We start from the raw sequence: 16,011 nt of genomic DNA, 5'->3' as shown, positions 1-16,011 counted from the left end.
CTGAAGTCCCCCTAGCCCTTGGCGCGCTGGGCGAGCGCCATGAGGATCTTGACGGTGGGTGTGCCGACCTGGCGGATCCCGGTGAGTCCCGGGTTGAGGTGGTCGGCGTGCGGGGCGGTGGCGGCGGTGAACTCGGCCACGCCGTCCTGCGGGCGGAACCCGCGGAGCACGGCCAGCTCGCGCAGTCGCGGATCGGTGGCCAGGACCGAGCCCAGCTCCTTCGCGTCGTCGCTGAGCGGTACGAAGGTGTGCGCCGTGTTCACGGTGGTGTCCGGGTAGAGCACCACCATCTCGCCCGGGTCCTGCTTCTGCAGCAGCAGCGAGGCGACCTGGGACTCGTACACCAGGATCAGCGGCTCGCCGCTGCCGCTGATGAAGGCCCGGAAGGGGTCGTCGCTGCTGGTCTCCAGGGCGCCCTGGACGGAGATCAGCTTGCGCATCAGCGGCGCGGTCCGCTCGATCCCGGCGTCGTCCGCGACGACGCTGTTGCCGTTCGCGACGTTGGAGGCGGCGGCGAGGAAGAGCGCGCCGGAGTTGGAGGAGGCCGGGTCGGTGGTCTTGACGAACACCGTGCCGGTCAGCTCGGCGTGGGCGGAGGAGCCGGGCAGCTGCTGCCAGGTGCGGTCCTCGGCGGCGGCCTTGAGGAAGGGGCCCATCAGCAGGGTCCCGGAGTTCTTGCCGGTCATGGCGGCGAGACCGCCTGCGGCCAGCACCTCGGCCGCGCCCGGCCTGGCGATCACGACGAGCGGGGAGTAGAAGGGCTTGGTCTCCTGGGCTCCCTTGAGCCCGGCGGCCGCCGCGACCTCCTTGGCGGGTTCACTGCTGCCGGGGAAGGCGAAGTCGAAGTCCTTGAGGGCGAGTTGGTCCATCGCCCAGGAGCCCGAGGTCTCCGTCTTCACGATGTAGCCCTTGGCGGCAAGGGCCTTGACGACGTCGGGGTCGCGGAAGAAATCGGACTTCTCCGAACCGATGACGCCACGCACGGTCTTCGTTGCCGTGGATTCTGGGTGTTCCTGCCCCTGCAGTGCGACGTAGAGCGCGCCGCCGATCAGGAGGAGGCCCAGGAGGATTCCTAGGATGCGTCTCACGGGTGCAGCGTGCTCACGGAAACCCACATTCCGCGCCGTCTTGAGTGAACGTCAGGTGTCCAGGCGGTCCCACTTCGAAATGCTGTGTGAGTTCGCGGGTGCTGGTGGGCGGGGCGGCCGCCCGGGAGGATCGGGGCATGGGCGTGAGCGCGTTGAAGTGGCAGGGCTGGCTGGTCGGCCTGGTGACGATCGCCGGGCTGCTGGTGTTCGCCCCGCTGGGCCTGTACGTGTGGGCGAGCGGCGGTGAACCGCAGGAGACGCCGCCGCGGGCGGCGGTCCAGGACGTACGGGTCACCGGCTGCCGTGTCGATCCGGCCAGCCGGCGGGTGGCGGCCGCGGTGGAGGCGACCGGGCGGGCCGAGGGCGCCGGCGCGTACGTCGTGACGGTGGAGTTCCGTGACCGGGCCGAGGCGGATCCGGGGCGGCGGGCCGCCCAGGCGCTGGTGCGGATCCCGGGGGTGGCCCCGGGCGCGACCGAGTACGGGGAGGCGGTCGGCCCGGTGTGGCCGGTGGCGACGGTGCCCTGGTGCGGTGTCGCCGGCGCGGAGTTCACGCGGGCGACCCCGACACCGGGGCTTCCGTAGCCGGTGGGTCGGGTGCCCGGTCAGCCGTTCTTGTTCACCTTGACGACGACGGTGCTGCACACCTTGTCGGCGAAGGTCTGCTTCTTCTCGTCCCACAGCGGCCACAGCCAGCCGAGGTAGCAGGAGATGCTGTCCAGGAAGTGCGCCAGCTTGCGGACGAAGGCCATGCCGAAGCCGAGCGTGGCGCCGTCGGCCTCGCGGTGCAGGCTGATGCCGACGACCTTCTTGCCGATCGTCTGGCCGGTGGTGCCTTCCTTGTAGACCTGGAAGAGGCCCATGCCGATCGTGTACAGGAAGCCGACGAGGCCGAGCACCGCGCCGACGCCGCTCTCGCCGCCGTCGATGGCGACGCCGATGCCGGTGAGCGCGTACATCGGGGCGACGATGATCAGGGCGTCGAGCAGGTACGCGCCGAAGCGCAGGCCCCAGTGGGCCAGCGGCGGCATCCCGACGGGCATGCCGGGCATGCCCGGAGGCGGGTACGCGCCGTAGGCCGGCGGCGGCGGGGTCTGCTGCGGGTAGCCGTACTGGGGGGCCGCGCCCGGCGCCGGCTGCTGCGGGTAGCCGTACTGCGGGGGGACGCCCTGCGGGGCCTGCTGGCCGTAGCCGGGCTGGCCCTGCGGGGGCTGCTGGCCGTACGGGTTGTTCGGATCGCCGAAGCTCATTGGCGCATCTCTCCAGGGTGCTCGATCGGGGACGAAGCGGAGTGGAGGAGATGGTTCATATGAGCGGCCTCCCCCGTGCTGCCGCGATGTTTCAGCCAACATCGTGTTCGGCAGGTCGGGATCTGTCCAATTCATTGCCCGCGCGACGGGCGGCGGGCGGGCCCGGAAAGGGCCTGCCCGAGGGGTCATGGCGCCCGGTCCGGAGCCTCCGCGGCCCCGGACCGGGGCCGTCTAGAGGGCGCCGGCCAGGTCCAGGGACTCCAGGGCGGCGGCGTGCGCGTCCATGCGCTCGGCGGCGAGGATCGCGACGGTGGTGTCGGCGCGGGACGCGGCGACGAGGAGTGCGCGGGCGGCGAGGTCATGGGCGCGCTGGTGCAGCGCGGCGGCGTCCCCCGCGGGGCCCTGGGGTGCCCGGGCCGGCTGGTCCCCGCGCAGCCGGGTCACCTGGGCGGCGATCTCGGCGGCGGCCTCGTCGAGCCCGAGCTCGTCGGTGACGGCGAGGAGGGCCGCGAGGTGGCCGGCGAGCTGGATGCCCAGCGCTTCGCCGCGGCTGCTGTGGGGGTAGTCGACCGTGGTGCCGCCCATGCGCTGGACGACCGGCTTCGTGCGGATCGGCTCGTACATGCGGAGGCCTCCTGCCTGGTCAGGAGACCATCCTACATTGGATTGGTTCTAAAGTTGAGCTGAATCCTGTTGTTGTCCGAGGATGCGCGGTCCGGCGGCTTGATCCGGCTGCCGGCCCGGTGGCCGGTCGGTCGGCCGGTCGGCCGGTCGGGCAGCCGGTCAGGCCTGGCTGTAGCCGTCCAGGAAGTTCCCGATCCGGGTCACGGCGTCGGCCAGGTCCTTGGCGTTGGGCAGGGTCACGATCCGGAAGTGGTCGGGCTCGGGCCAGTTGAAGCCCGTACCGTGCACGACCATGATCTTCTCGGCCCTCAGCAGGTCCAGGACCATCTGCCGGTCGTCCTTGATCTTGTAGACCGTCGGGTCCAGCTTCGGGAAGGCGTACAGCGCGCCCTTCGGCTTCACGCAGGAGACGCCCGGGATCCGGGTGAGCAGGTCGTGCGCGACGTTGCGCTGCTCCAGGATCCGCCCGCCGGGCAGGACCAGGTCCTCGATGGACTGCCGGCCGCCGAGTGCGGTGGCCACCGCGTGCTGCGAGGGCATGTTCGCGCACAGGCGCATGTTCGCGAGGATCGTGAGGCCCTCGATGTAGTCGGTGGCGTGCTTCTTCGGGCCGCACACCGCCATCCAGCCGGCCCGGTAGCCCGCGACCCGGTAGTTCTTGGACAGGCCGTTGAAGGTCAGCGTCAGGACGTCCGGGGCGATGGCGGCCGTGTTGAAGTGCTGGGCGCCGTCGTACAGGATCCGGTCGTAGATCTCGTCCGAGCAGACGATCAGGTTGTGGCGGCGCGCGATGTCCGTCAGCCCGCGCAGCATCTCCTCGTCGTAGACGGCGCCGGTCGGGTTGTTCGGGTTGATGATCACGATCGCCTTGGTGCGGTCGGTGACCTTGCGCTCGATGTCGGCGAGATCCGGCATCCAGTCGGACTGCTCGTCGCAGCGGTAGTGCACGGCCGTGCCGCCGGCCAGGGAGACGGAAGCCGTCCACAGCGGGTAGTCCGGTGCCGGGACCAGTACCTCGTCGCCGTCGTCGAGCAGCGCCTGCATCGACATCGTGATCAGCTCGGAGACGCCGTTGCCGAGGTAGATGTCCTCGACGTCCAGCTCGATGCCCTTGGTCTGGTAGTGCTGCATGACCGCGCGGCGCGCGGACAGCAGGCCCTTCGCGTCGCCGTAGCCGTGGGCGGTGCCCAGGTTGCGGAGCATGTCCTCGAGGATCTCCGGCGGGCACTCGAAGCCGAAGGCCGCGGGGTTGCCGGTGTTGAGCTTGAGGATGCGATGACCTGCTGCTTCGAGCCGCATGGCCTCTTCGAGCACGGGGCCGCGGATCTCGTAGCAGACATTGGCGAGTTTGGTTGACTGGATCACCTGCATGACGGGAGCTTACGGGCCCGGGTGCGGGCTCGACCTGCCTTTTCGCCCGGAGACTCGAAGGTTGTTTTGTCCTGATTGGCGCGATGGGTGGGTGACCGTGCGCTCCTCCCTTGGAATCCGGGGCCGCGGCCGCACTCCGGCCTGCGGAATGGGTGAGGCGAACTCCGGGGAAGCGATGCGTGTTGCCCTCGTCACCTTGGGGGATCGGGGCGGGCGCGGGGTGACTGAGTGTCCGGGTCGAGTGCCCGGGTTGAGTGCGCGGGCTGAGTATGCGGGCTGAGTACGCGCACTCATGCGGCCGCCGGGCCCGCGGGGGAGGGTGGAGTCCTGAACCAGGGCGAGCGATGCGAGCGAGCGAGCGATGCCTGAAGCGGCGGCGAGTGAGGGGCGCGGGGCAGTGGAGTTCCTAGTCGGTGACATGGCGATCACCACGATCGGCACGGATGGCGACGACCGGGCGATCGAGTTCCTGGTCAGGCCGGAGGGAACCCCGGAGGAGGGGCACTTCGCGATCTTCCGCGAGCACGGCCGCGGCTGGGAGGACGCCCGCCTGACCATCGACCCCGCGGCGGGCAGCGTCCCGGTGGCCGCGGTCGAGTGGGCGGTGGAGTTCGCCCGCGAGTACCTCTGAGGGGTACGGGCTCCCCGCGGGCGGGGCCTTCACCCCCGCGGCCCCCGCGCCCCGGGGCGGTGGTTGCCCACCCGCCCCCAGGGTGCGGCGGCGTGGGAGTGCGGCGGAAGCCGGTGGGGCGGGACAGGGAGGGCGCTGCGGTGGTGTGGGGCGGTGTTTCGGCGGGGCGGGATCAGGGATGTGCTGGGGGTTTCCCGTCAGTCCCATCGTCTCTCCGGTTCGTGCCGGCCCGTCAAGGGCGCTCCCTTCGGTCGCGTCGCTTCGCGATGTCGCTGCGCTCCACCCTTGACCGACCGTCCCGCCCCGGAAATCCGAAAGACTGCCGGGAAGCCCCCAGAGGGACGGGCCGGGGGATCAAGACACCATCGGGGCGGTGCCCTGCCCGGGCGGAGCCCGGTGCGCCTCCAATCGCTACGCGCTCCTGCCCGACGGCGTCCGCGGGCCCCTTGGGCTGGACATAGGCCGCCCCAAATCGCTACGCGCTCCTGTCGGAAGGCGTCTGCGAGCCTCTTGGGCTGGACATAGGCCGCCATCGATCGCTACGCGCTTCTCCGAGACTGCGTCCGGCCCTTGTTCGGGGCTGGGAGGGGTGGATTGGAGGGGTGGGAGGGTGATCCATCGGCTGAGTCGATGCCAACCCCCATCAAGGGCGAGGTGGCATCCCACTTGCCCGCCCATATGGGGGCAACTGGGGCAATCTGTCGGCTCTTTGGGGCGCGCATCCACCTACACCTGGATTGGCATCGCCTCAGCCGTCATCTGGCGCTTTTCCTCCCCCAGACCGCCCTCGAACGCCGTCTATGAGGAGCGAATCGGGCCCCTGCGGCCTATTACCAGCCCCAGACGGTCTGCAGTCGCGTGATCGAGGAGCGCGTAGCGATCGATGGCGGCCTATGTCCAGCCGCAGAGGCTGGCAGACGCCGAGCCGTGAGGAGCGCGTAGCGATCTGGGGCGCACCGGGCTCCGCCCGGGCAGGGCGCCGCCCCGATGGTGTCTTGATCCCCCGGCCCGTCCCTTTGGGGGCTTCCCGGCAGTCTTTCGGATTTCCGGGGCGGGACGGGCGGTCAAGGGTGGAGCGCAGCGACATCGCGAAGCGACGCGACGAAGGAGCGCCCTTGAGGGACCGGCACGAACCGGAGAGACGATGGGACTGACGGGAAACCCCCAGCACATCCCTGATCCCGCCCCGCCGAAACACCGCCCCCACACCACCCCGCACACCTCGGGTGCCGGTCCGGCCCGATCGGCCCGATCGGGCTGGACCGCCCGATCGGCCTGCCTTGGTCGCGCTCGGCCCTTATTGCCTTCGGCGTTGTCGGCGGGGCGGCTTACCTTCGGGTCATGAAGCCGTTGAGGATCATCGCGGGGGACGCTACGAGTCCCCAGGCCAAGGGGCCCAAGATCATCGCCCACGTTTGCAACGACCTCGGCGGGTGGGGGAAGGGCTTCGTGCTGGCCGTCTCGAAGCGGTGGCCCGAGCCGGAGGCCGCGTACCGGGCCTGGCACCGGGGGCGCAGTGGCAACGACTTCGGGCTGGGCGCCGTGCAGGTGGTGCGGGTGAAGCCCGACGTGTGGGTGGCCAACATGGTCGGACAGCGCGGGATGCGCATCGGGAGCGGCGGCCCGCCGATCCGCTACGACGCCCTGGAGCGCTGTCTGGCCGCGCTGGCCGGGCATGCCGTGGAGCTGGGCGCGGGCGTGCACATGCCGAGGATCGGCTGTGGGCTCGCGGGCGGCAGCTGGTCGCGGGTCGAGCCGCTGATCACCGGGGCGCTGTGCGAGCGCGGCGTGGCGGTGACCGTCTACGACCACGGCTGATCCGCCACGCCGACGGCTTTCGGAGGATCGATTCTCCGCGGGCGGCCCTCCTAGGGTCGTGCCCGCAGACCTCCCGGTCCCCTCCGAAGGGTTTCCCCGATGAAGCTCCGCAATGCCGCGGCCGCCGCGGTCGCAGCCTGCGCGCTGGTCCTCTCCCTGCCCGGTTCGGCCCTGGCCGCCGAAGGCCAGTTCCACTACAAGTACACGGACGACTTCGGCCAGGAGCAGCGCGTGATCCTGGACGATCCGGACAGCGGCGAGTGCATCAACCTCTACGCCGTCGGCTCCGACGACGTGGAATCCGGCTACGCACCGCAGAACCAGACCGACTCCTGGGCGACCGTCTACGCCGACGCCGACTGCGCGGGCTCCGAGTGGCGGCTGCGCCCCATGGGCCGGCCCGCGACCGACCACCTCAGGGTGCGCTCGGTGCGGTTCGAGGTCCGGGACGAGCCCCGCAAGGGCACCCGCTAGGTCGTCTCTTTCGGATCCTGCCGGGCCCGCGCCGCCCGGCAGGATCCGGAAGAGGCGGCCTAGCGGCCGGGGAGGCGTTCCAGGATCACCAGGGGGATCTCGCGGGGGCGGGCGGCGGCCTGGTCGTCCTCGAAGGGGGGCCAGAGGGCGGTCATCATCTCCCAGTACACCTCCCGTTCCGTCGCGGTGGCGGTGTGCGCCGTCGCCTCGATGACGGCGGCGCCGACCTGGAGGCGGACCTCCGGGTGGGCGGTGAGGTTGCGGTACCAGCGGGGGTGGTCCGGGGCGCCGTCGGCGGAGGCCACGACGAGGAAGCGGCCCTCGTCCTCGCCGTAGATCAGCGGGGTGCGTACCGTGGTGTCCGTGGCGCGGTCGAGCGTGGTGAGCAGCAGGGTGGGGACTCCGTGCCAGAGGTGCCCGTCGGCGCCGGCGGTGCTGACGTAGGCGCGGACATGGTCGAGCTGCGGACCGGGTCGCGGGTCCGTGGGGTGGTCCCAGTCGACTTCGAGTGTGTGCATTTACCTGTCCTTAGGGTTGTGGCCCCCTGGCGGCTAACGAGCATTAACGATTCTGGATGCGTACGACCCATAGCGCACGTCTATAGGTCTGAACCAAGCTCCTCGTATGGATCTGGAGCTGAGGCACCTCAAGATCGTCAGGGCCGTCGCCGACGCCGGCAGCCTGACCCGGGCCGCCACCGCGCTCGGCCTGGCGCAGCCCGCGCTCAGTACGCAGCTGAAGCGGATCGAGCGGGCGCTGGGCGGCATGCTGTTCGTGCGCGGGCGGGAGGGCGTACGGCCCACCGCGCTCGGGGAGCTGGTACTGGAGCGGGCGCGAGTGCTGCTGCCCGCGGTGTGCGAGCTCCAGGAGGAGGCCCAGCGGTTCGCCCGGCAGGGGGCGCCGGGCTACCGCCTCGGCGGGACGCACGGACCGCTCCTCGGCGCACTCGTGGACCGGCTCGCGCGCGGGGAGCCCGGTGTGCCGGTGACGACGTACACCTCCTGGTCGGAGAAGGAGGTCGCCGGGAGCGTCGCCGACGGGCGGCTGGACTTCGCGCTGGTCGGCGTCTGCGGGGAGAGCGCGCCGCCCGAGCCGGGACGGCTCGCCTGGATGGAGGTGGCGCGCGACCCGGTGCACGTGATGCTGGCCGAGGACCACCCGCTGGCCCTGGCCCGGGCCCCGCGGGAGTCGGTGGAGCTGGCCGAGCTGGCCGCCGAGGCGTGGACGGACGTCCCCGGCGACGGGTGCTTCGGCGACTGCTTCGCCGCGGCCTGCGTGCGGGCGGGATTCACGCCCGCCTGCGTCTACGAGACCGACACCGCCTCCTGTGTGCACCTGGTGCAGGTGGGGCGGGCCGTCGGCCTGTGCCGGGCCACCTTCCCGGTGACCCCGGGGGTGGTCACGCGGCCGCTCGCCGGGACGCCGCTGGTGTGGCGGCACGTGCTCGGGTGGCATCCCGCCGCGCGGGTCGCTGCGCGGGCTGCCGATGTGCTGGGCCATGCGAGGGCCGCGCATGCGGAGGCTCTGGCGAGGGCGGCCGGGGGGTCGGGCCTGCGGGCGGCCGCGCCGTCGCCTGCCGCCTAGCCGGGCTGCGGCGGGGCTGGACGAACGGCTCCGCCCCGGACCCGCGCCTCGATCGCCGGCGAGGCTGGAGGGCGGGGCCGGGGCGGGTGGGGCAGCCTTCGGGCGGCTACGGCAGGTAGCGCTCGATGACCTGCGGGCCCTCCTTCTCGATCAACTTGCGGGCCTTCTCGACCCGCTCCGGAGTCGGGTCGTGGCCTGTCGCCATCACGAGGTCCTCGGGGTCGTACGGCCGTTCCCCGCCCGTGAAGAGCCGGTCCGACCGCGTGGGCTGCTCGTCGGGTTCACTGACCATCGCGTACCTCCTACGTATTCCCCTGGCCCCATACTCCGGCCGCCGCCCCATGAACGCACGTCGGCCGCCGCGGGGCCGCGGGCATAACACCGGGGGAGGGGCCAACCGGCAGCTCCCGCGGGCAGGTTCGGATTTCTACGGTTTCCGCAGACCCCCACCGGAAACCGAGGAGATCCCCCATGCTCAAGCGACACGCCCGCGCGGCGTGTACCGCCCTGGCCGCCGCCGGGCTGCTGCTGGCCGGGACGGGCGGCGCCACCGCCGACCCCGCCCCCGCAGTGCCCTCGGCAGCCGCCACCCTGCGCACCGCCGACGCCGCCCCCGAGCTGCTCGCCGCCATGCAGCGCGACCTCGGCCTGACCCCCACGCAGGCCAAGGCCCGTCTCGCACACGAAGCCGAGGCCGGGGCCACCGCCGCCCGCCTCCGGGACCGGCTCGGCGCCGCCTTCGCCGGGGCCTGGGTGGACGGTGCCGACTCCGCCGTACTCACCGTGGCGACGACCCGGGCCGCCGACACCGCCGCGATACGGGCCACCGGGGCCCGGGCGCAGCTCGTCACCCGAGCCCTGGCCGACCTCGACGGAGCCAAGGCCGCCCTGGACCGGGCCGCGGGCCCCGCGACCCCCGTCCGCTACGTCGACCCGCGCTCCAACACGCTCGTCGTGGAGGAGGCCGAGGCGGGGGCCGCCGCCCGGCTGCTCGCCGCCACCGGTACCGACGCGGCCCTGGTCACGGTGGTCCGTACGGCCGAGGCCCCGCGTCCGCTCCACGACCTGCGCGGCGGGGACGCCTACTACATGAACGGCAGCGGCCGCTGCTCCGTCGGGTTCCCCGTGACCAAGGGGACCGTGAACGGCTTCGCCACCGCCGGGCACTGCGGGCGTGCCGGGACCACCACCACCGGGTTCAACCAGGTCGCCCAGGGCTCCTTCCAGGCGTCGGTCTTCCCGGGCAACGACATGGCCTGGGTCGCGGCGAACGCCAACTGGTCCTCGACCCCGTACGTGAAGGGCAGCGGCGGCGCGAACGTGCAGGTCGCCGGCTCGGTGCTGCAGCCGGTCGGGGCGTCGGTGTGCCGGTCCGGCTCGACCACCGGATGGCACTGCGGCACGATCCAGCAGCACAACACCAGCGTCACCTACCCCGAGGGCACCATCTCCGGCGTGACCCGTACGACGGTCTGCGCCGAGCCGGGCGACTCCGGCGGCTCCTACATCTCCGGGAGCCAGGCCCAGGGCGTGACCTCGGGCGGCTCCGGCAACTGCTCCAGCGGCGGGACCACCTTCTTCCAGCCGCTGAACCCGATCCTGTCGGCGTACGGGCTGACCCTCAAGGTCAGCGGAAGCGACCCGGGCCCCGGGCCCGGCCCCGAGCCGGAGCCGGGCGGCACCTGGAAGGCCGGCACCGTCTACGCGGCCGGCGCCACCGTCACCCACGGCGGCTCGACCTACCGCTGCATCCAGGGGCACCAGGCCCAGACGGGCTGGGAGCCGCCGAACGTCCCGGCGCTCTGGCAGCGGGTCTGACGGACCCGCTCGAAGCCGGGAACGGTGCCGTGACTGCCAAGGGGGGAGTCACGGCACCTTCCCCGTTCGCGCGGGGCGGCCGCCGGTCAGACGAGGACCGCGGCCAGCGTGCCGAGCGCACCGAAGACGGCCAGCAGGCCGCAGATCGACAGGTTGACCGTCCGGTGCTCCCAGAAGACCGCGACGAACTCGCGGATGGTGGCGCTCGGCCAGTAGTACTTCGCGGTGGGAGAGCCCAGGACCTGCCCGTTCACGCCGGTCTTGCGCGCCAGCATCGCGGCCCGGAAGGCGTGGAAGTTGTTGGTGACCACCACGCACCGGTAGCCCGGATCGTGGGCCTCCATGATCTGCCGGCTGAAGAGCATGTTCTCCTCGGTCGTGGTGGACCGGTCCTCCAGCACGATGTGCTCCGCCGGCACGCCCTCCGCGATCAGCCAGTCCGCCATCGCCCGGGCCTCCGCGACCTTCTCGTCCGAGCCCTTGCCGCCCGAGACCAGCAGCACCGGCGGCCGGCCGCCGCGGGCCAGTTGGACCTCGTAGATCTGCTGCCCCTTGCGCAGGCGCGAGGCCAGCAGCGGCGGCACGCGGTCCCCGCCGATCAGGCCCGAGCCCAGCATGACCACGTGGTCGACGTCGCCGCGCACCTTGATCCGGCCGTAGAGGTAGGCGTAGCCGAGGAAGCAGAAGAAGACGAAGGAGATGTAGCCGGCGACGACGGTGAGGGTCCCGGCGATGCCGCCCAGTACGGGGGAGCCGACGACGCCGACGAGGACCAGCAGCCCGATCAGAGCGAAGATCGCGAGGCCGGCCAGCAGCGACAGCAGGTTGGCCGGGCGGAAGCCCTCCTTGCGGACCATCGTCATGCCGTTGCGGACGAGGAGGACGCCCAGGGCCAGGATGCCGAACGCCGGTGCGGCGAAGGTGAGCACGACGACCGTGACGGCCGCCCAGAAGGGAAGTTTGGCCACCTGGAGGAAGAGGGCGGAGAAGGCGGTCAGGAAGGTCAGCCCCAGGAGCACGGCGTTGCTGAAGCGGCGCCGGTCCTGTCTGACGCTTATGCAGAACGCGAGGAAGAGCAGGGCGGCGAGGGCGAAGGCGACCATGGCGCCCATCGTAGGCGGCGGATCTACCGGGAAACGTGGCCGGTTCTGCGCACCGACCGGCCTGCCAGCACCTGGGTCCGGTGCCCGTCGCGCATGACGAACCGTCCCGAGATCAGGACGTGCGGGATGCCCGCGGGCAGGGTGCGGGGCCGCTCGTACGTGGAGCCGGCCGCGACCGTGTCGGGGTCGAAGAGGACGAGGTCGGCGCGGTGTCCCACGCGGACCAGGCCCCGGTCGGGCAGGCGCAGCCGCGCCGCGGGCCGGCCGGACAGGTGCGCGACGCACTCCTCCAGGGAGAGCAGGCCGAGTTCGCGGACGTAGTGGCCGAGGTAGTGCGGAAAGGTGCCGTAGGCCCGCGGGTGCGGCTTCGCGCCCTGGAGGATGCCGTCGGAGCCGCCGGTGTGGGCGCGGTGGCGCATGATCGCCCGGACGTTCTCCTCGTGGCCGACGTGCTGGAGGACCGTCGGTGCGAGCCGGTCGCCGATCAGGAGCCGGCGGGCGGTGTCCCAGCCGTCCACGCGGGTGCCGACGTGGGCGGCGTACGCGGGATCGGCGACGCCCGAGACCTCGATCGTCGACCAGTCGACGGGGACGCCGTGGCAGCCGTCGGCGCCCTCGTGCTCCAGGGCGTGGCGGATCCGCTCCGCCAGGGCGTCGTCGCGCAGCCGGGCCAGGACCGCCTCCGGACCGCCCGCGTTCGCCCAACCGGGCAGCAGCGCCACGAGGGTGGTGCAGCCGGGGGTGTACGGGTAGCTGTCCAGGGTGATGTCGGCGCCCGCGTCCAGGGCCGCGTCGAGGAGGGCGAGCAGTGCGCCCGCCCGGCCCTCGTTCTCGCCGAAGTTCATGGTGGCGTGCGCGAGGTGCAGGGCGCAGCCCGCCTCCCGGGTCAGGTCGACCATCTCGGCGTAGGCGGCGAGGGCGCCCCGGCCGTAGCTGCGGTGGTGGGGGCAGTAGTAGCCGCCGTACCGGGCCACCACCCGGCACAGTTCGGTCAGTTCGGCCCCGGAGGCGTACATGCCGGGGGTGTAGGTGAGACCGGAGGACATGCCGACGGCGCCCTGGGCGAGGCCGTCGGCGACGAGGGCGCGCATCCGGTCCAGCTCGGCCGCGGTCGCCGGGCGGTCGTCCCAGCCGACGACGTGGGCGCGGACGGTGCCCTGGGGGACGAGGTAGGCGGCGTTGACGGCGATGCCCTCGCCGCCGAAGCCGCGGTCCAGCCGGTCGAGGTACTCGCCGACCGTGCGCCAGTCGAAGTCGACGTCGTCGCCGGGGCCGTTCCAGCCGGTGATCGCGGCCCGCACCCCGGCGAGGGTCCGGTCGTCGACGGGCGCGTACGACAGGCCGTCCTGGCCCAGGACTTCGAGGGTCACGCCCTGGGCGGCCTTCGCGCTGTGGTCCGGGTCGCGGAGCAGGGCGAGGTCGCTGTGGGCGTGCATGTCCACGAAGCCGGGGGCCAGGGCGAGACCGTGCGCGTCGACGGTCTCGCGGCCGCCGGACAGCCTGCCGACGGCGGCGATCCGGCCCTCGTGGACGCCGACGTCGGCGGTGTACGAGGGGCCGCCCGTGCCGTCGACGACACGGGCGCCCCGGATGACCAGGTCCACCGGCCGGTGCCTAGAAGAAGGTGCGGACGTAGTCGGTGACGGTGCCGTCGGCCTCCACCACCGGGATCAGCGGCCACTTCTCGAAGATCGTGCAGGGGTGGGACATGCCGAGCGCCACCCAGTCGCCGACCTGGACGTCGTCGGCCGATCCGGTCTCCAGCCAGGCGTGCTGGTCGGACAGCTTGACCACGCGGATGCCGGTGGCGGGCCGCTCCTCGCCGGTGAGCGGGTCGCGGACCAGTTCGGCCTCGGGCAGGCCCAGGTCGTAGGCGATGTCGCGCTTGCCCGCGTTGACGAAGGCCTGGGTGGGGGAGGGGCGGGAGACGACCTGGGTCCACAGGCGGAACGCCGGGCGCAGGCCGCCCTCCTCGGGGTGGCGGTTGAAGGGGGTCAGGCGGGTGTACCAGCCGTGGTCGTGGGAGACGTACGCGCCCGAGCGGAGCAGCTTCAGGACGGGCCGGGAGAGCTCGGGGAGCTCGGCGAAGACGTCGGCGACGGCGTCGAACCAGGCGGAGCCGCCGGCGCTGACGACGATCTCTTCGAGGTCGGCCGCGAACCGGCCGGCCTTGTCGAACTCGACGGCGAGGGCGGTCAGCCGGCGCAGGTACGCGTGGACGCGCGCGGGGTCGGCTTCGGGGACCTCGGCCTCGTAGCCGGCCATGCCGACCAGGCGCAGGGTGGTGGTCGCGGCGACCGCGTCGGCGACGGCGCGGCAGTCCTCGTCGGTGCGGGCACCGGTACGGGCGCCCTCGCCGGCACCGAGCTCGACGACGACGTCGACGCGGGCGGGGGCGCCCTGCAGGGCCCGGTCCATGAGCTGTACCCCGCGCACGGAGTCGACGTAGCAGACGAAGCGGAAGCCGGGGTCGGCGGCGAGCTCACCGGCCACCCAGCGCAGCGCGGCCGGATCGACGAGCTCGTTGGCGAGGAAGATCCGCTGGATGCCGAAGGCGCGGTAGACGCGGGCCTGGTGGGGGACGGCGGCGGTGATCCCCCACGCGCCGTGGTCCAGCTGGCGGCGGAAGAGCTGCGGGGACATGCAGGTCTTGCCGTGCGGCGCGAAGGCGAGGTCGTGGCGGGCGGCGTAGGTGCCGAGGGCGGCGAGGTTGTGCTCCAGCGCGTCCGCGTCGAGTGTCAGGACGGGAGTGGTGAACCCGCCGGCGTGCAGGTCCCGGCGCTGGGCCGCGAGCTGCCCGACGGTCAGGCCGTCCGCCTGGGCGTCCGGGGGGAGTCCCTTGAACCGGTGGTCCACCGGCTCGTCGGCGAGGTCCTTGACGGGGTCGCTGGCGCTGGCCATGCGGATGCCTCCCGGGTGTGTTGCGTTGGCTGCAACGGTCGTTGCGTGTACCACTGCATGCTGTCTAACATCCCGGGTGACGGCGGGTCAACGCTGCTCGGTGCGCCGGAGGGCCGGTGGTGCGGCGACCGTGGGAAAGGGCAAGCGATGAGCCAGTCGGTCGAGAAGGCGCTCGGCATCCTGCCGCTGCTCGCGCGGGGGCCCGCCGGACTCGGCGACGTGGCCGGCGCGCTCGGCGTGCACAAGAGCACCGCGCTGCGCCTGCTGCGCACCCTGAACGAGGGCGGGTTCGTCTACCGCTGCCCCGACGGCCGCTACCGCCTCGGCGCGCGCCTCTTCGCGCTCGCCGCCGAGGCCATCGAGAACCTCGACGTCCGCGAGGTCGCCCGCCCCCATCTGGCCGAGCTGAACCAGGCCACCGGGCACACCGTTCACCTCGCCCTGCACCAGGACGACGAGGTCGTGTACGTCGACAAGGTCGACAGCCGCTACCCGGTGCGCATGTACTCCCGTATCGGCCGGCCCGTGCCCCTCACCGTCGCCGCCGTCGCCAAGCTGCTCCTCGCCGACCTCCCCGAGGCCGAACGCCGGGCCCTCGCCCACCGCATCGAGTACCCCCGCTACACCGTCCGCTCCACCCCGGACGCCGAGGCCTTCCTGCGCGAACTGGACCTCGTACGGGAACAGGGCTGGGCCGCCGACCTCGGCGGCCACGAGGAGTCGATCAACTGCCTGGGCGCGCCCGTGCGCGGTCCCGACGGGCGGGTCGTCGCCGCGCTGTCCGTCTCCGCGCCCGGGGTGGTCGTCCCGGCGGAGGGGCTGCTCGAACTGCTGCCGCAGGTGCTGCGCACCGCCGGTGCCATCAGCCAGGACTATTCAGGAGTACAGGAGACAGCGTGACCGAGAAGACCGCCATCACCCCCGCCACCCACACCGCGGCGCCCGCGAAGTTCTCGCACGGCGTACGCAAGGGGAACATCCTGCAGGTCGCCGGCCAGGTCGGTTTCCTCCCGCACGTGGACGGCCGGCCGCCGACCCCCGCGGGTCCGACGCTGCGCGAGCAGACCCTCCAGACGCTGGAGAACGTCCGCTCCGTCCTGGAGGCCGGTGGCGCGGGTTGGGACGACGTGATGATGATCCGCGTCTACCTCACGGACACGGCGCACTTCGCGGAGATGAACGGCATCTACAACGCCTACTTCGAGGAGCAGGGCCTGAAGGAGGCCCCGGCCGCCCGCACCACCGTGTACGTGGGCCTGCCGGACGGGCTGCTCGTCGAGATCGACGCCCTCGCCGTCCTGGGCTGAGGCCCCGCCGCGCGCGAGCGGACGCCCCGCCGCGCGAGGGGGA

General features: G+C 72.6%; 17 protein-coding genes. 8 read left to right on the top strand and 9 right to left on the bottom strand.

The window, feature by feature from the left end:
• Positions 1-11 precede the first annotated feature (11 nt).
• Positions 12-1,088, bottom strand: a complete 1,077-nt coding sequence (locus tag OHA91_RS14630; RefSeq protein ID WP_328739337.1) for a substrate-binding domain-containing protein — start codon at positions 1,086-1,088, stop codon at positions 12-14.
• Positions 1,089-1,231: 143 nt separating this feature from the next.
• On the opposite strand from OHA91_RS14630, the gene OHA91_RS14625 reads away from it, so the two are divergent.
• Positions 1,232-1,672, top strand: a complete 441-nt coding sequence (locus OHA91_RS14625) for a hypothetical protein (protein ID WP_328739336.1) — start codon at positions 1,232-1,234, stop codon at positions 1,670-1,672.
• Positions 1,673-1,692: 20 nt separating this feature from the next.
• Here the strand turns inward: OHA91_RS14625 and OHA91_RS14620 are convergent, their stop codons facing one another.
• The 3 genes from OHA91_RS14620 to OHA91_RS14610 form a co-directional block, all read right to left on the bottom strand.
• A complete protein-coding gene (locus tag OHA91_RS14620; RefSeq protein ID WP_328739335.1) occupies positions 1,693-2,337 on the bottom strand; it encodes an RDD family protein in 645 nt (214 codons plus the stop codon).
• Positions 2,338-2,568: 231 nt separating this feature from the next.
• Positions 2,569-2,961 (bottom strand): SCO4983 family protein, encoded by a 393-nt coding sequence (locus OHA91_RS14615; RefSeq protein WP_031149832.1) that lies wholly within the window; start codon positions 2,959-2,961, stop codon positions 2,569-2,571.
• 159 nt (positions 2,962-3,120) lie between these two features.
• On the bottom strand, positions 3,121-4,332 hold the full coding sequence (locus tag OHA91_RS14610; protein ID WP_031149834.1) for a pyridoxal phosphate-dependent aminotransferase: 1,212 nt from the start codon (positions 4,330-4,332) through the stop codon (positions 3,121-3,123).
• A 418-nt stretch (positions 4,333-4,750) separates the two neighbouring features.
• On the opposite strand from OHA91_RS14610, the gene OHA91_RS14605 reads away from it, so the two are divergent.
• The 3 genes from OHA91_RS14605 to OHA91_RS14595 all read left to right on the top strand — a co-directional run bounded on the left by OHA91_RS14605 (position 4,751) and on the right by OHA91_RS14595 (position 7,255).
• A complete protein-coding gene (locus OHA91_RS14605; protein ID WP_031149837.1) occupies positions 4,751-4,963 on the top strand; it encodes a hypothetical protein in 213 nt (70 codons plus the stop codon).
• Positions 4,964-6,304: 1,341 nt separating this feature from the next.
• Positions 6,305-6,781 carry a macro domain-containing protein gene (locus tag OHA91_RS14600; RefSeq protein WP_328739334.1) on the top strand — a complete coding sequence of 159 codons (477 nt, stop codon included), beginning with the start codon at positions 6,305-6,307 and terminating at the stop codon, positions 6,779-6,781.
• 99 nt (positions 6,782-6,880) lie between these two features.
• A complete protein-coding gene (locus OHA91_RS14595; RefSeq protein WP_328739333.1) occupies positions 6,881-7,255 on the top strand; it encodes a hypothetical protein in 375 nt (124 codons plus the stop codon).
• 59 nt (positions 7,256-7,314) lie between these two features.
• Here the strand turns inward: OHA91_RS14595 and OHA91_RS14590 are convergent, their stop codons facing one another.
• On the bottom strand, positions 7,315-7,773 hold the full coding sequence (locus OHA91_RS14590) for a nitroreductase/quinone reductase family protein (protein ID WP_266498197.1): 459 nt from the start codon (positions 7,771-7,773) through the stop codon (positions 7,315-7,317).
• Positions 7,774-7,879: 106 nt separating this feature from the next.
• On the opposite strand from OHA91_RS14590, the gene OHA91_RS14585 reads away from it, so the two are divergent.
• Complete coding sequence (locus OHA91_RS14585) at positions 7,880-8,839, top strand: LysR family transcriptional regulator (protein WP_031153389.1); 960 nt, start codon at positions 7,880-7,882, stop codon at positions 8,837-8,839.
• A gap of 106 nt (positions 8,840-8,945) precedes the next feature.
• On the opposite strand, the gene OHA91_RS14580 is transcribed toward OHA91_RS14585, so the two are convergent.
• The gene (locus OHA91_RS14580) at positions 8,946-9,131 is read right to left on the bottom strand and encodes a hypothetical protein (RefSeq protein ID WP_030034983.1); all 186 of its coding nucleotides are present in this window, start codon (positions 9,129-9,131) and stop codon (positions 8,946-8,948) included.
• A 179-nt stretch (positions 9,132-9,310) separates the two neighbouring features.
• Between OHA91_RS14580 and OHA91_RS14575 the strand changes: the two genes are divergently transcribed.
• Entirely contained in the window at positions 9,311-10,657 is a 1,347-nt protein-coding gene (locus tag OHA91_RS14575; RefSeq protein WP_031153386.1) for a carbohydrate-binding protein, read from the top strand.
• An 86-nt stretch (positions 10,658-10,743) separates the two neighbouring features.
• On the opposite strand, the gene OHA91_RS14570 is transcribed toward OHA91_RS14575, so the two are convergent.
• From OHA91_RS14570 to OHA91_RS14560, 3 genes are read right to left on the bottom strand one after another with little or no spacing between them, the layout of a single operon-like run.
• Entirely contained in the window at positions 10,744-11,760 is a 1,017-nt protein-coding gene (locus OHA91_RS14570) for a YdcF family protein (protein ID WP_037632972.1), read from the bottom strand.
• 23 nt (positions 11,761-11,783) lie between these two features.
• Positions 11,784-13,364 carry an N-acyl-D-amino-acid deacylase family protein gene (locus tag OHA91_RS14565; protein ID WP_328739332.1) on the bottom strand — a complete coding sequence of 527 codons (1,581 nt, stop codon included), beginning with the start codon at positions 13,362-13,364 and terminating at the stop codon, positions 11,784-11,786.
• 10 nt (positions 13,365-13,374) lie between these two features.
• Positions 13,375-14,661, bottom strand: a complete 1,287-nt coding sequence (locus tag OHA91_RS14560) for an amino acid deaminase (RefSeq protein WP_031153380.1) — start codon at positions 14,659-14,661, stop codon at positions 13,375-13,377.
• A 147-nt stretch (positions 14,662-14,808) separates the two neighbouring features.
• Here OHA91_RS14560 and OHA91_RS14555 point away from each other — a divergent pair, with 147 nt between their 5' ends.
• On the top strand, positions 14,809-15,561 hold the full coding sequence (locus OHA91_RS14555) for an IclR family transcriptional regulator (protein ID WP_328739331.1): 753 nt from the start codon (positions 14,809-14,811) through the stop codon (positions 15,559-15,561).
• Positions 15,558-15,968 (top strand): RidA family protein, encoded by a 411-nt coding sequence (locus tag OHA91_RS14550; protein ID WP_328739330.1) that lies wholly within the window; start codon positions 15,558-15,560, stop codon positions 15,966-15,968. Before OHA91_RS14555 ends, OHA91_RS14550 begins: the two co-directional genes overlap by 4 nt.
• Positions 15,969-16,011: the final 43 nt, after the last annotated feature.

Source organism: Streptomyces erythrochromogenes (genome assembly GCF_036170895.1).
GTDB lineage: Bacteria > Actinomycetota > Actinomycetes > Streptomycetales > Streptomycetaceae > Streptomyces > Streptomyces erythrochromogenes.
The sequence above is the reverse complement of the archived record's forward strand: the minus strand, read 5'-3'. Positions and strand labels throughout refer to the sequence as shown.

Excerpts from the sequence above, each read along its gene's own strand:
- OHA91_RS14620 (WP_328739335.1), bottom strand. The coding sequence starts at position 2,337 with ATGAGCTTCGGCGATCCGAACAACCCGTACGGCCAGCAGCCCCCGCAG.
- OHA91_RS14615 (WP_031149832.1), bottom strand. The coding sequence starts at position 2,961 with ATGTACGAGCCGATCCGCACGAAGCCGGTCGTCCAGCGCATGGGCGGC.
- OHA91_RS14610 (WP_031149834.1), bottom strand. The coding sequence starts at position 4,332 with ATGCAGGTGATCCAGTCAACCAAACTCGCCAATGTCTGCTACGAGATC.
- OHA91_RS14605 (WP_031149837.1), top strand. The coding sequence starts at position 4,751 with ATGGCGATCACCACGATCGGCACGGATGGCGACGACCGGGCGATCGAG.
- OHA91_RS14600 (WP_328739334.1), top strand. The coding sequence starts at position 6,305 with ATGAAGCCGTTGAGGATCATCGCGGGGGACGCTACGAGTCCCCAGGCC.
- OHA91_RS14595 (WP_328739333.1), top strand. The coding sequence starts at position 6,881 with ATGAAGCTCCGCAATGCCGCGGCCGCCGCGGTCGCAGCCTGCGCGCTG.
- OHA91_RS14590 (WP_266498197.1), bottom strand. The coding sequence starts at position 7,773 with ATGCACACACTCGAAGTCGACTGGGACCACCCCACGGACCCGCGACCC.
- OHA91_RS14585 (WP_031153389.1), top strand. The coding sequence starts at position 7,880 with ATGGATCTGGAGCTGAGGCACCTCAAGATCGTCAGGGCCGTCGCCGAC.
- OHA91_RS14580 (WP_030034983.1), bottom strand. The coding sequence starts at position 9,131 with ATGGTCAGTGAACCCGACGAGCAGCCCACGCGGTCGGACCGGCTCTTC.
- OHA91_RS14575 (WP_031153386.1), top strand. The coding sequence starts at position 9,311 with ATGCTCAAGCGACACGCCCGCGCGGCGTGTACCGCCCTGGCCGCCGCC.
- OHA91_RS14570 (WP_037632972.1), bottom strand. The coding sequence starts at position 11,760 with ATGGTCGCCTTCGCCCTCGCCGCCCTGCTCTTCCTCGCGTTCTGCATA.
- OHA91_RS14560 (WP_031153380.1), bottom strand. The coding sequence starts at position 14,661 with ATGGCCAGCGCCAGCGACCCCGTCAAGGACCTCGCCGACGAGCCGGTG.
- OHA91_RS14555 (WP_328739331.1), top strand. The coding sequence starts at position 14,809 with ATGAGCCAGTCGGTCGAGAAGGCGCTCGGCATCCTGCCGCTGCTCGCG.